Raw genomic sequence first — 13192 nt, 5'->3', positions numbered from 1 at the left:
TATGCCGAGATGACCGCCAGTGGTATCAGCCCCGCCGCCGTAGAACGGTTCGTTGCCCGTGAGCGCGAACGGTTCCTGGCCCGCAACCCGAAGTCCGTGGCCCTGGCCGAACGCGCCCGGCATTCCCTGTACGGCGGCGTGCCGATGCACTGGATGGCCGATTGGTCGACCCCGGTGCCGCTGTTCGTCGAGCGCGCCAAGGGCGCCCGCTTCTACGACGTGGACGGGCACGAGTACAGCGACTTTTGCCTGGGCGACACCGGCACCATGTTCGGCCACTCGCCTGACCCGATCGCCCGGGCGATCGCCGAGCAAGGCAACAACGGCCTGACCACCATGCTCCCCGGCGAAGACGCGGTGATCTGCGGCGAGCTGCTGGCCCAGCGCTTCGGCCTGCCCTACTGGCAGGTCACGGCCACCGCCACCGACTCCAACCGCTACGTGCTGCGCTGGGCCCGCGCCATCACCCAGCGCAAGACCCTGCTGGTGTTCGACGGCTGCTACCACGGCACCGTGGACGACGTGATGGTGCGCCACCGCGACGGCGCCACCGTGCCGCGCTCCGGGCTGATCGGCCAGGCCTACGACCTCACAGAGTACAGCCGCGCCGTCCCGTTCAACGATGTCGAAGCGCTGGAGGCCGCACTGGCCCAGGGCGACGTCTGCGCACTGCTGTGCGAGCCGGCGATGACCAACATCGGCATGGTGCTGCCGGAGCCGGGCTTCCTGCAGAAATGCCGCGAGCTGACCCGGCAGTACGGCGCCCTGCTGATTATCGACGAAACCCACACGATCTCCACCGACATCGGCGGCTGCACCCGGCTGTGGGGCCTGGAACCGGACTTCTTCGTGGTCGGCAAGCCGATTGCCGGTGGCGTGCCGTGCGGCATCTTTGGCTGCAGCGCGGCGATGGCCGACGCCATGACCGAGGCGCGCAAGCGCGCCAGCGAAGGCAGCCATGGCCACGGCCACAGCGGTATGGGTACCACTCTTTCGGCCAACGCCCTGGCCATGCACTGCATGCGCGCCAACCTGGAACAGGTGATGAACCAGGCCGCCTATGACCATATGCTGCCCCTGGCCAGCCGCCTGGCCGACGGCTTCCGTCAGCTGATCAGCCAGTACGGCCTGAAATGGTCGGTGACCGAGTTGGGCGCGCGCTGCGAATTCCAGTTCTGCGCCACACCGCCGCGCACCGGGGCCGAAGCCGAGGCGGCGTTCCACGACGAGCTGCAGATGGCACTGCACCTGTACCTGATCAACCGCGGCGTCCTGATCACGCCGTTTCACAACATGACGCTGTGTTGCCCGAGCACCACCGCGGCGGATGTGGATACGCTGATCGCCACCCTGGATGCCGCCATTGGCGAACTGCTGGCCATTCCCAGCGCCCGCGAGTAACCCATCGAGATGCCCGTGGGAGGGGCTTTAGCCGCGACAGTCGCCACTGAAGCGCCTCCCACAGATGACTGGCGCCTACACGACTCACTGTGAGAATCACCATGCAATTCGCCGATCCCCAGGAAGCCCGCGACTTTCTCGACCGCCACCCCGAGGTGCGCAGCATCGAGCTGATGCTGATCGACGCCAACGGCATTCCCCGCGGCAAGCTGCTGCACCGCGACGAGCTGCTGGCCATCTACGAGAACGGCCGGCCACTGCCCAGCTCGATCCTGTCGTTGACCATCCAGGGCGAAGACGTGGAAGAAAGCGGCCTGGTCTGGGAAGTGGCCGATGCCGATTGCTGGACCTATCCGCTGCCCGGCAGCCTCACCCTGCAGCCCTGGCGCAACGTGCCCACCGGCCAGTTGCAAGTGAGCATGCACCCGACCCAGGGCCTGCCGGCCACGCCCGGTGACCCGCGCCACGTACTGGCACGCACCATCGAGGCATTGAAGGCTGACGGCTACCACCCGGTGATGGCAGTGGAGCTGGAGTTCTACCTGCTGGACAAGCAGCGCGACGCCAACGGCCGCCCCCAGCCGGCCGTACAGATGAACGGCGTGCGCCCGCAGGCGCCGCAGGTCTATGGCGTGTATGAGCTGGAACAGATGCAACCGTTCCTCGACGACCTCTACGCCGCCTGCGAGGCACAGGGCCTGCCGGTACGCACGGCGATTTCCGAATACGCCCCCGGCCAGCTGGAGCTGACCCTGGAGCACCGCTTCGACGCCCTGCAGGCGGTGGACGAAGGCGTGCGCTACAAGCGCCTGGTCAAGGGCGTGGCCAACAAGCACGGCCTGCAGGCCTGCTTCATGGCCAAGCCGTTCGGCGACCAGGCGGGCAGCGGTATGCACCTGCACGTCAGCCTGGCGGATGCCGACGGCAACAACCTGATGGCCAGTGAAGATCCATACGGCACACCGCTGCTGCGCCACGCCATCGGCGGCATGATGGCCACGCTCAACGACGCCCTGGCGATCTTCTGCCCCAACGCCAACTCCTTCCGTCGCTTCCAGGCCAACAGCTACGCGCCGCTGGCCAAGAGCTGGGGCGTCAACAACCGCACCGTGTCGTTCCGCGTGCCGGGTGGCCCGGCCAACAGTCGTCATGTGGAACACCGCATCTGCGGCGCCGACGCCAACCCCTACCTGGCGGCAGCGGCGATCCTCGCCGGCATCCACCACGGCATCAACCACCAGATTGATCCGGGTGAAGCCATCGTCGGCAACGGCTACGAGCAGGCCCGGGAAACCCTGCCCACCGACTGGCTCACGGCGTTACGAGCGCTGGAAGACTCGACCTGGGCGCGGCAAGCGCTGGGCGAGGACTTTCTCAAGGTATTCCTGGCGATCAAATGGGCCGAGTACCGCCAATTCATGGGTGAAGTCAGCGAGCAGGACTGGCGCTGGTACCTGACCCAGGCCTGATTCCCCCTGCAACCATCACCCCGTAGGGTGGGCCGGGCGGCGATCCGCTTCAGCCCACCACAATGATCATACCGATCACGCCTGCCGCTAGAGCGGCATGCAGCGCCCGTTGAAGGCTGCCTCCTGCGGGCCGTCGAAACACAGCTGGCCTTGCCCATCATGTTTGGCACTGCGTGTCGGGTAATAGGGATTGCGCGCCTCCGGCAAGCGCGCCAACCGCTGCTCATCCAACGCCCCCTGTGGCAACTGCACCAGCACCGCCAGCAAGCGCCGCTTGGCCTCCAGGTCCTGCAGGCGGCCGGCATACAGACGCATATCCGGTCCGGCGACGGCCAACAGAATATTGCCGGCACGATTACGCAGCCCGCCAACGGCGGGCGGGGTAGCGACGGCCTCGTCCAGCGCGGCAGCGAAGGCCTGCGGCTCCAGCCGCGACAACGCGGCTGCCTGCGCGTAGGGCGCCAGGCTGGCATTGATGGTCATCTGCGGGCGAAACCACAGCAACAGGTTGAGGTATTCCGTGCCCGATACGCTGTCCTGCAGCTGCGCATACATCTGCGCGATACCGAAGAACTCGCGCTGCATGGGCTTGAGCAGCGAGCGCTCCTCCTCGCTGAAGGGCGGCGGCATCACCGGCGGCGGGATCAGCCCGTTGCGATACAGGCGTACCTGCCATTCCAGGTTGCGGTTGACCAGCACGCCCAGGAGCATTTTCAGCACCAGATTGTCCGCTCGAATCAACTGCTCGCGCAGCTGGCTCAGCTCCCAGTGCAATCCAGCCCGCGCCAGATTGCCCTGGCCATCGTGGGCCAGTTGCAGCACAAACAGATCGAAGAGTTGCTGACCCTTGTACATATAGGTCAATCGAGGCACCGGCTCGGCGATGCTCACCGAGGTCAGCGTGCGGTAATCATCCAGATCGAGAAAATGCATGTAGCGCTCGCGCAATGCGCTCTGAGCCACATTGATATCCGCCAACTGCGAAGCCTGTGCCAACAGCTTTTCGAAGCAGCCAGGCGTCTCGATCTGGCAGAACAGCGGACCTTCCGGCACCGGCAGGCGGTCGATCGTCGGTGCCGTGTAGTCGGCGTCGGTCACGCCACGACCGGCGAACCAATGCTCGTAATCCTGCAGGCGGGCCGCGCCGAGGGCTTCGGGTTGCTGGTCGAACGGCGCATCCAGTCCGCTCAGATACAGATAGGCATGGCTCTCGCCCGTCGCAGCCTGTACCTGCTGCTGCCAATGCTGCACCTCGGCGCTCAGCGGCTCATCACGCACCCAGGCGCTGCCTGCAACCACCAGCACCAACAGCCCGGCGACGCCGGTCAACCGCTTCATGGGCGCCCCTCGCTGGCGATCTTGATGTAGCGGCCGCCCACGCTGATGCCCATGCCGCCGTACTCCTGGCAGCCCCCGGCGAAGATCTCCAGCACCCGCAGTTCGATCCCCTCGCGCAGCAGCTGAACCCCGCAATCCGCCCCCAGGCCCGCTTCTTCCAGGCGCATCTGCACCGTGCCACCCACCAGGACGCCCTCCAGCTCGCCGAGAGCGGCCGGGCCGTACTCCTCGACGGACGCACTGAGCCGCACCGGCCAGAAACTGGCACGGTACACCCCGGCTTCCTGGCGGATTTCCAGCTCGCTCCACACCGCCTGGCCTTCGTAACGCACGTAACGTCCCACCGGGCTCGCGCTCAATGCCTGGTAATCCAGCACCTGGGTGACCTTGGCCAGGTTATGCAGGGTCGCCTTGTCGGCCTGATTGTCCTGCAGGGCCAGGCTCAGCCAGGCCCGGGCCATGCCAGGCTGGCCGGCGCGCAGATTGGCCAGTGCCAGGTTGTTCACGGCCAGCTGGTAGCCGCCGGTGTCATCGGGCTCCACGCGGCGCAACTGGCGCGCGAAGGCATGCGTGGCGGCGTCGAAGCGACCCGCCTGGTAGGCGGCGGTCCCGACCTGGTTGCATTGCGCCCGGGTGGCGCACGGGACCTCCGCCATCGCTGGCAGGGCAAACGGGACTAGCAGCGATAGCGCGGCGTTGCGGAGGGAAATCATCTGGCATCCTTGCAGGGAGAAAGCGCTATCTTAACCGGCGTGCAATGAAACACCTGTTATCGTGCGCCACACCGTGATGCACGCCCCATCGCCCATACCCCCTCACCTTCGGAGCACCCATGGAAGCCGGTACCGCCCAACTGACGATGACCGTACTGATGACCCCGGACATGGCCAACTTCTCTGGCAACGTCCACGGCGGCACCCTGCTCAAGTACCTTGATGAAGTGGCCTACGCCTGCGCCAGCCGCTATGCGGGGCGTTATGTGGTGACCCTGTCGGTGGACCAGGTGATCTTCCGCGAGCCCATCCATGTCGGCGAACTGGTGACCTTCCTGGCCTCGGTCAACTACACCGGCCGCACCTCCATGGAAGTCGGCATCAAGGTGGTCACCGAGAACATCCGCGAACGCTCCGTGCGCCACACCAACAGCTGCTTCTTCACCATGGTCGCGGTGGACGAACAGGGTCGCTCCACCGAAGTGCCGCCGCGTCAACCCGAAACCGCGGAAGAACGCCGCCGTTTCAATCAGGGGCGTCAGCGCCGGGAGATCCGCCAGGAGTTGGAAAGCCGTTACCAGGCCCTCAAGAGCGAGTAACGACGCAGGGTTGGCAGTTTTTCTGCGATGCCACACACATCCTGTATAAATATCATTTAGTTATAAGCAAGTTTTCTATATAAAATATCGGTCTTTAGGCCGAGCAATTCGGCTGCCCTCCGCCCATACAGCTCTGCGCTGCACTCCCCTCCAGCGCAGACACGTCAGGCCCCCTCGTCACCGGGAGATCGCATGCCTCATCACACACCCTTGATCGCGACCATTGCCGCCGGCTTCGTGCTGGCCTACCTGTTCGGCAGCCTGGCCAACCGCCTGCGCCTGTCGCCACTGGTAGGCTATCTCCTCGCAGGTGTCATCGTAGGTCCCTTCACCCCCGGCTTCGTTGCCGACAAAGAGCTGTCCCACGAAATTTCCGAGATCGGCGTGATCCTGCTGATGTTCGGCGTGGGCCTGCATTTCTCCCTCAAAGACCTGATGTCGGTGAAACACATCGCCATCCCCGGCGCGATCGTGCAGATCGCCGTCGCCACCCTGCTCGGCATGGGCCTGGCCTGGACCATGGACTGGACCTGGGGCGCCGGCCTGGTATTCGGCCTGGCGCTGTCGGTGGCCAGTACCGTGGTGCTGCTGCGCGCGCTTGAAGAACGCCAGCTGATCGACAGCCGCCGCGGCAAGATCGCCGTGGGCTGGCTGATCGTCGAAGACCTGGTGATGGTCCTGGCGCTGGTCCTGCTGCCGGCGCTGTCCGGCGTGCTCGGCGGCATCCCGCAGGGCGACAGCGACGCCAGCATCGGTATGCAGCTGCTGATGACCCTGGGCAAGGTCACCGCCTTCGTCGCGCTCATGGTCGTGGTCGGTCGCCGGGTCATTCCCTGGCTGCTCGAGCGCAGCGCCGGCACCGGCTCGCGCGAGCTGTTCACCCTGGCCGTGCTGGCCATCGCCATGGGCATCGCCTACGGCTCGGCGCAGCTGTTCGGCGTGTCGTTCGCCCTGGGTGCGTTCTTCGCCGGCATGATCCTCAACGAGTCGGAATACAGCCACAAGGCCGCGGAAGATTCGCTGCCCCTGCGCGATGCGTTCGCCGTGCTGTTCTTCGTCTCCGTGGGCATGCTGTTCAACCCGGCGATCCTGCTGGAGAAGCCGCTGCTGGTGCTCGGCACCTTCCTGGTGATCGTCGTCGGTAAATCCCTGGCGGCGATGCTCATCGTCCTGGCCTTCCGCAAGCCGCTGAGCACCGCGCTGACCATTTCGGTGAGCCTGGCGCAGATCGGCGAGTTCTCCTTCATCCTCATCGGTCTCGGTATCGGCCTGAGCCTGGTGCCGGAAGCCGCCCGCGACCTGGTCCTGGCCGGTGCGATCCTGTCGATCCTGTGCAACCCGCTGCTGTTCCTGCTGATCGATCGCCTGCAGCCCTGGCTGGATCGTCGCGAGCACACCACCCCGGCCGACCTGGCCACCGAAGAGCCGGACGAAGACCACGACCTGCACCCGATCACCGAAGTCGGCCACGCCATCCTCATCGGCCACGGCCGCGTCGGCAGCCGCATCAGCAAGCGCCTGCGCGCCGAAGGCATTCCGCTGGTGATCATCGATGACAACCGCACACGCGCCCAGGAACTGCGCGAGGAAGGCTTCAGCGTGGTGCTCGGCAACGCCGCCAGCACCCACGTGCTGGAGCTGGCCAACGTCACCCAGGCCCGCTGGCTGATGATCGCCATCCCCAACAGCCTGGAAGCCGGCCAGATCGCCCTCCACGGCCGTCAGGCCAATGCCGGCCTGGACATCATCGCCCGTGCCCATTTCGACGACGAAGTGGACTACCTCAAGGAGCACGACGCGGACCTGGTGGTGATGGGCGAGCGGGAAATCGCCCGGGTCATGTTCGAGCGCCTGGGCATCAACGCGGCGACGGCCTGAGGCTCAGCCCGCGTTTTTCAGCCCCGGCTTATCGGGTAAGCTGGGGCTCCCCTTCCCGAGTTCGATCTTCATGCTGACCCTCGGCAACCTGTTCATCCTGATGCTGCTGGCTGCCGCCGGCGCCTGGCTGTGGCATGCCCACGGCCTGCGCGAGCGGGCGCTGTCGCTGGTCAAGCAACATTGCGCCAAGGTCGATGTGGAGCTGCTGGACGGCAACGTGGCGCTGCGCCGCATCGCCCTGTTGCCGGATGCGCGCGGGCGCAAGCGCCTGGCACGCGTCTACGGCTTCGAGTTCACGGTCACCGGCGAACAGCGCCATGTCGGCACCATCACCATGTTCGGCCCGCACCTGGGCGGTATCGAACTGGCGCCGCACCCGTTCCGCGAACCGCCGGAGCAACACCCGCACGCCCAGGTCATCGAACTCGACCGCTGGCGCCGCGAGCATCAGCCCCCACGGGACTGAGCCGCTGCGACCTGTGCCATGAGCCGCTGCCAGTCAGCCTCCACCGCGTAGGTCATCGGCCGCCGAAACAGCCGGCACAGGCCTCGAAACCAGGCGCGCAGGCGGCGCTGCTGGTTATGTCGACAGCCTTCCAGCAGCCAGTCCGGGTCGAAGCCGTCCCACACCCCCGCCGTGACCCACTGATTGCCCCAGACCCGGGGCGCGACCTCGAACAGGTACAGGGCGTCCAGCTCTTCGCACGACAAGCCGCTGTCGATCAGCAGCCGCGCCAGGTGATTGTGCTGGTAGTCCTCCCAGGGCACGTCCAGCCACAACTCGGACACCGCGAGCCAGAGGCGCTCCCGGTCCGCCACGGTTCAGATTCCGCCGGGCAGCAGGAAGGCCGCGACGCGCTCGGCGGCGTCCTGCGGGAATTCCTGCATGAAGCAATGCCCGCCGGCCACCACCTGGCCCTGCACATGGCCGTTGCTCGCGCACCAGCGCGCCACCGACTTGGCCACGAACGGGTAGCTGCGCTGGCCGTGCAACACCTGGGTGGGCGTGGTCACCTTGGCCAGCGACGGCCACAGGCGCCGGGGGAAGGAAGAAAAGATATCGGCCTCGCGGCTCGGCCGGCATTTGAGCTCGGCACCGGCGTCCGTGTCCTTCAGCGCGTGGGCGATGTAGGCATCGAACGCCGCCTCGTCCCAGCCCTTGAACATCCCGCGCCCGTGCAGCGCGGCATGGGCGGCGGCGCGGTCGGTCCAGACGCTGCGCCGGTTGTGCGCCTTGCTCGCCAGGGTATTGCGACGAATCAGGCCCACCACGTCGGACAACGCCATTACCCCGATCATCGCCGGCGAGAACAGCACCGGATCGAGCAGCACCGCGCGCTGGAAGACCTGCGGTTGCTGCGCCAGCATCAGGCTGGTCAGCACCCCACCAAAGCTGTGGCCGACCGCGAACACCCGGGCATCGCCAAAGCGCTCGCGGCCCGCGGCGAAGGCCTCCAGCGCCAGTTCCGTGCTGCGGTTCCAGCCATGGAAACGACCGCCATGGTCGCTGTCGCCGTGGCCCTGGGCATCGCACAGCCACAGGTCGAAATCCTCGGCCAGGCGTTCCAGCATCGGCTCGTAGACCCGGCCGCAATAGCCGTTGCCGTGCAGAAAATGCAGTACGGGCTTGCCGGACGGCTGGGAATGCCAGCCACGCAGAGTGAAGCCGGCGGAACAGGGGTGGGACCAGGAAAGCAGGTGCATGGGCGACGCCACGTGACGGACAGGTGGCCGGATTATCGGGCCATCCCGGCTGACTCGCCAGTTCCCGCGAAAACCGGCACGCTGCGCACCGGGGTCGTGTGCCTGGTGATCGCCCTGATGGCTATGCCGTCGAGTGGCTGGCCTGGTCAGTCCAGTCGACAGCGGGAAAACCCTGCCGACAGGGCCTCAGCGTCCTGAGGCGCCTCGAAGATCAGTTCCAGCCGCGAGTCCTTGCGCCATTCACTGTTCTGCCAGTGCAGCGCCTGGCCATCCAGGGCATTGGCCGACAACCAGCCCGCGTTGCTGTGGAGCACCAGCTTGGCCCGGCGCCAGGGCAGCGCCATCAGCCACTGTTGCACCTGCATCAGCTCGAAGCGCTGGCTCGGGTGCCAGCGCCAGCCGATGCTCCAGCCCTCCACCTGCTGCTGCACCTGGCAGATCGGCTCCTCGGCTGTACGCCAGACCTGAGGCAGGGGCTCGCGGGCCTTGGGCGCCGCCGGCAACTCGCCCCCCGGTTCGGCCTGCGCGCGGATGCCTGGCAGCTGCGCCAGCGGCAGGGCGCCCTGGGTTGTCCACAGGTGCGGGCGATCCGGCAGACGCGCCAGCAGGCGGGACCGGGCGGCGTCATCCAGGTGCTCGGACTTGTTCAACAGCAGCAGGCCGGCGTGCTCCAGCGCCTGCTGCTGGCTCTCGGGCACCGCAGCGCCGTCCGCCAGGGCCGCAGCGTCCAGCACCAGCAACGAAGGCTGCACCGCCAGCACCCCCTGCCAGGGCGCCTGGTTCAACTGCTCGAGCAACAGCAGCGGGTGCCCCAGGCCGGAGGGTTCGATCAGCAGGCGATCCGGCCGGGCCTTGCGCAGCAGCCGGCCCAGGCCCACCTGGAACGGCACGCCGTTGACGCAACACAGGCAGCCCCCCGCCACCTCGGCAAAGGCGATGCCGTCATCGTCGGTGCTGAGCAACGCGGCATCCAGGCCCACCAGGCCGAACTCGTTGATCAGCACCGCCCAGCGTTCATGCGCAGGCCGTTGCGCCAGCAGGTGACGGATCAGGCTGGTCTTGCCAGCGCCCAGGGGGCCGGCGATCAGGTGCGTGGGAATCTGTTTCAACATGGGGCCTATGGTGCGGGCGAACGGCGCGCTGCGAAAGCCCGACGTGCACGGCCAACGCCCGCACAGACGCGGGAAACGGCCCGTGCTAGAGTCGCGGCATTGTCTCTAGGGGGTGTTCGATGCGCTGTTTGACTGTCCTGGCACTCTGCCTTGCTTCGGGTCTGGCCTGGGGCGAAGCCTGCGTTGTCCACAGCCAGGCCGAACGCCTCGACATCAAAGTCTGCCAGCAGAACCGCAGCATTCCCCCCAACCTGTTCCGCAGCGGCTTCTGCCAGCCGCAACTGAAGGGTCAGAAGGTCGCGGTGGACTTCGTCGAGCAATGCCCGATCGGCAGCTACGGCGTGTGCCGCGGGGCCAAGGTCAGCGGCACGCCGTACCAGCAGGACATCCACTACTACGGGGTCGCCAGCGACGCCGTCTACCTCAAGGCGTTCTGCGAAAAGCAGAACCAGGGCGTGTGGATGGCCCGCTGAGCACCGTCACACGACGGTCATCTGCGCCCTGTCTAATGATGTCGGGTACCTCATACCCCCAGCCTGACGGCCCTCGCGCCGGCAGTCTTCTTGGTGCTTTTGGGGCCGCGCCAGTCGCGGCCCTTTTTTATTGCCCCTCCAGGCTCAGGCCATCCAGTCCAACGTCAGCAGCAAACGGCGCTCGCCAGCGGCGGGTTGCGGCGAACGGTGGATCAACCCGCGCCCCTCATTGCCCACCCACTTCTCGCCTTTGACCAACGCCACATGGCCGGTACCGATCGTTTCGATTGACGCTCCAGGCTCCGGCTCCGCCGCGGCGCCGCCCAACTGCGCGCGCGCCATCGCCCCCTCCGGCAACCACTGGCTGCCCGCCCCGGCAAAGCAGGTGATCAGCCGCAGCGGCACATGGTCGACATGGAAGCGCGGGCACATGGCCTTTTCCATCGCCCGCAGGCGCAGACCGATGCGCGTGGCGTCGAGCAGACAGGCGTAGGCGCGCACCAGCCAGGCGACATCCGCGAGGAACGCGCCCTGCCCGGGCACGTCGCTGTAGCTCGCCACCAGCCCGCCGAGGTCGGGCTCGGCGTCGGCGCTGGACAACTCCAGCACCATGGATTCGGCCAGCGGCTCGCCCTGGATCAGCACCTGGCTGGCGAAATCCGCCACCTGCACCGGCAACTGCCGCTGCCACACCGCGAGGTTGACGTCATCGCGCAGCACCTCGGTGAGCACCTGGATCTGCTCGCCCATGACCTGGCGAGGCGCGGCCCGGCGCGCCAGGGCCGGCATCTGCAGCGCCAGCATCAGGCGGCCACCTCGTGCCAGGGGCCGAACGGGTCGGGCAGGCTGCGCCAGGCCTCGACGCCCTGGGCCATTTCCTGGTCGTCCAGCAGGCAGGCATCCAGCTCGGCGGTCAACTGCGCGAAATCGATGTTCTGGCCGATGAACACCAGCTCCTGGCGGCAATCGCCGGTCGCCGCCTGCCAGTTCTTCATGATCGCCTGCAGGCCTTCTTCATCCTGCGGCCACTGGCCTTTAGGCACGAAGCGCCACCAGCGCCCGGCGAAGCCATGGCGCATCAGGCCACCGGCCTGCGACCAGCTCCCGGCCTCCTGGTACTTGCTGGCCAGCCAGAAAAAGCCCTTGGAACGCAGCAACCGGCCGTTGCTCCACTCACGGTTGAGGAAGTCGAAGAAACGCTGCGGGTGAAACGGCCGGCGCGCCCGGTAGGCGCTGGAGGCGATACCGTACTCCTCGGTTTCCGGTATGTGCTCACCGCGCAGCTCCTTCAGCCAGCCCGGCGCCTGGGCGGCGCGTTCGAAGTCGAAGCGACCGGTGTCGAGGATCGCGTCCAGGGGCACGTCGCCCATGCTCATGGCGCGAATCTCGGCGACGGTATTCAGGCCGCGCAGGATGGCGGTCAGCTCTTCGCGCTCGGCCTGGCTGATCAGGTCCAGCTTGCTGATCAGGATCACGTCGGCGAACTCCACCTGCTCGATCAGCAGGTCAGTGATCGAACGCTCGTCATCCTCGCCCAGGGTTTCGCCCCGGCTGGCCAGGCTCTCGGCTTCGTGGAAGTCCCGGAGGAAATTCACCCCGTCGACCACGGTCACCAAGGTGTCGAGCCGTGCGAGGTCCGCCAGGCTCTGGCCCTGCTCGTCGCGGAAGGTGAAGGTTTCCGCCACCGGCAGCGGCTCGGCGATACCGGTGGACTCGATCAGCAAATAATCGAAGCGGCCTTCACGGGCCAGGCGGCTGACCTCTTCCAGCAGGTCCTCGCGCAGGGTGCAGCAGATGCAGCCGTTGCTCATTTCCACGAGCTTCTCTTCGGCACGGTTCAGGCTGACATCGCGCTGAACTTCGCTGCCATCGATATTGATTTCGCTCATATCATTGACGATCACCGCGACGCGGCGACCCTGGCGATTCTTCAGCACATGGTTGAGCAGGGTGCTCTTGCCGGCGCCGAGAAAGCCGGAAAGCACCGTCACGGGGAGACGATGGGGCATGGTGGGAGTCCTCAGGGGTTCAGGCGTTACGGTGGTGGCGTTCGCGCTGTTCTTCGCGCTCTTTCGCCTCGATACACAGGTCAGTCGTGGGGCGCAGCAGCAGGCGCGGCAGGCCGATGGGTTCACCGGTCTCGCTGCACCAGCCGTACTCGCCCCGGGCCAGGCGCTGCAGGGCCTGGTCGATCTTGTCGAGCAGCTTCTTCTCGCGCTCCAGCAGGCGCAGTTGCCACTGGCGCTGTTCTTCGCCGCTGGCCAGGTCCACGTCATCCGCGGCCCGCTCGACCTGCCGCAACTCGCCGACTTCGCCATCGATGCGCAGCTGCAATTCGCTGCGCTGGCGCAGCAACAGCTCGCGGAAAAACGCCTGCTGGGCGGTATCCATGTAGGCATCGGCGGGCTGCGCGAGCAGCTCGGCTTCGGTGAGGTGGAACGACGTGGAAGGGCTGGACGAGGGCATGGCTGAATTCACTGGCACGGCAACGCAATTGTTATAACA

14 protein-coding genes are annotated in these 13192 nt (G+C 66.6%); 6 read left to right on the top strand and 8 right to left on the bottom strand.

The features are described from left to right. Positions 1-9 precede the first annotated feature (9 nt). Both N5C28_RS12625 and N5C28_RS12620 read left to right on the top strand, forming a co-directional pair. Positions 10-1401, top strand: coding sequence for an aspartate aminotransferase family protein (locus N5C28_RS12625; RefSeq protein ID WP_279822709.1), 1392 nt, complete (start codon positions 10-12; stop codon positions 1399-1401). Positions 1402-1502: 101 nt separating this feature from the next. Then, positions 1503-2870, top strand: a complete 1368-nt coding sequence (locus N5C28_RS12620; protein ID WP_279822708.1) for a glutamine synthetase family protein — start codon at positions 1503-1505, stop codon at positions 2868-2870. An 87-nt stretch (positions 2871-2957) separates the two neighbouring features. Here N5C28_RS12620 and N5C28_RS12615 read toward each other — a convergent pair whose 3' ends face one another. Then, positions 2958-4199 (bottom strand): hypothetical protein, encoded by a 1242-nt coding sequence (locus N5C28_RS12615; RefSeq protein ID WP_279822705.1) that lies wholly within the window; start codon positions 4197-4199, stop codon positions 2958-2960. A 5-nt stretch (positions 4200-4204) separates the two neighbouring features. Next, a complete protein-coding gene (locus tag N5C28_RS12610) occupies positions 4205-4921 on the bottom strand; it encodes a tetratricopeptide repeat protein (RefSeq protein ID WP_279822704.1) in 717 nt (238 codons plus the stop codon). 119 nt (positions 4922-5040) lie between these two features. On the opposite strand from N5C28_RS12610, the gene N5C28_RS12605 reads away from it, so the two are divergent. The 3 genes from N5C28_RS12605 to N5C28_RS12595 all read left to right on the top strand — a co-directional run bounded on the left by N5C28_RS12605 (position 5041) and on the right by N5C28_RS12595 (position 7864). After that, entirely contained in the window at positions 5041-5520 is a 480-nt protein-coding gene (locus N5C28_RS12605; protein WP_279822703.1) for an acyl-CoA thioesterase, read from the top strand. Positions 5521-5712: 192 nt separating this feature from the next. Continuing rightward, a complete protein-coding gene (ybaL, locus tag N5C28_RS12600; protein WP_279822701.1) occupies positions 5713-7398 on the top strand; it encodes a YbaL family putative K(+) efflux transporter in 1686 nt (561 codons plus the stop codon). Between the two features lie 70 nt (positions 7399-7468). Further along, complete coding sequence (locus tag N5C28_RS12595) at positions 7469-7864, top strand: DUF3301 domain-containing protein (protein ID WP_279822700.1); 396 nt, start codon at positions 7469-7471, stop codon at positions 7862-7864. Here the strand turns inward: N5C28_RS12595 and N5C28_RS12590 are convergent. The 3 genes from N5C28_RS12590 to N5C28_RS12580 all read right to left on the bottom strand — a co-directional run bounded on the left by N5C28_RS12590 (position 7846) and on the right by N5C28_RS12580 (position 10214). Beyond that, positions 7846-8217 carry a hypothetical protein gene (locus tag N5C28_RS12590; protein ID WP_279822698.1) on the bottom strand — a complete coding sequence of 124 codons (372 nt, stop codon included), beginning with the start codon at positions 8215-8217 and terminating at the stop codon, positions 7846-7848. The genes N5C28_RS12595 and N5C28_RS12590 overlap by 19 nt on opposite strands. A gap of 3 nt (positions 8218-8220) precedes the next feature. Continuing rightward, positions 8221-9102 (bottom strand): alpha/beta hydrolase, encoded by an 882-nt coding sequence (locus N5C28_RS12585; protein ID WP_279822697.1) that lies wholly within the window; start codon positions 9100-9102, stop codon positions 8221-8223. 146 nt (positions 9103-9248) lie between these two features. Further along, positions 9249-10214, bottom strand: a complete 966-nt coding sequence (locus N5C28_RS12580; RefSeq protein WP_279822695.1) for a CobW-like GTP-binding protein — start codon at positions 10212-10214, stop codon at positions 9249-9251. A 119-nt stretch (positions 10215-10333) separates the two neighbouring features. Here N5C28_RS12580 and N5C28_RS12575 point away from each other — a divergent pair, with 119 nt between their 5' ends. Further along, positions 10334-10687 (top strand): NADH:ubiquinone oxidoreductase, encoded by a 354-nt coding sequence (locus N5C28_RS12575; RefSeq protein ID WP_279822694.1) that lies wholly within the window; start codon positions 10334-10336, stop codon positions 10685-10687. A gap of 144 nt (positions 10688-10831) precedes the next feature. On the opposite strand, the gene N5C28_RS12570 is transcribed toward N5C28_RS12575, so the two are convergent. The 3 genes from N5C28_RS12570 to dksA are packed head-to-tail and all read right to left on the bottom strand — an operon-like array spanning position 10832 to position 13153. Next, on the bottom strand, positions 10832-11491 hold the full coding sequence (locus N5C28_RS12570) for a DUF1826 domain-containing protein (RefSeq protein ID WP_279822692.1): 660 nt from the start codon (positions 11489-11491) through the stop codon (positions 10832-10834). After that, on the bottom strand, positions 11491-12696 hold the full coding sequence (gene zigA, locus N5C28_RS12565) for a zinc metallochaperone GTPase ZigA (RefSeq protein ID WP_279822691.1): 1206 nt from the start codon (positions 12694-12696) through the stop codon (positions 11491-11493). Before zigA ends, N5C28_RS12570 begins: the two co-directional genes overlap by 1 nt. A 19-nt stretch (positions 12697-12715) precedes the next feature. Beyond that, positions 12716-13153, bottom strand: coding sequence for an RNA polymerase-binding protein DksA (gene dksA / locus N5C28_RS12560; protein ID WP_279822690.1), 438 nt, complete (start codon positions 13151-13153; stop codon positions 12716-12718). Positions 13154-13192: the final 39 nt, after the last annotated feature.

Origin of the sequence: Pseudomonas sp. GD03944, assembly GCF_029839275.1 — a bacterium.
GTDB lineage: Bacteria > Pseudomonadota > Gammaproteobacteria > Pseudomonadales > Pseudomonadaceae > Aquipseudomonas.
Note: the sequence above shows the minus strand (reverse complement) of the source record. Positions and strands in the feature narration are given on the sequence as shown.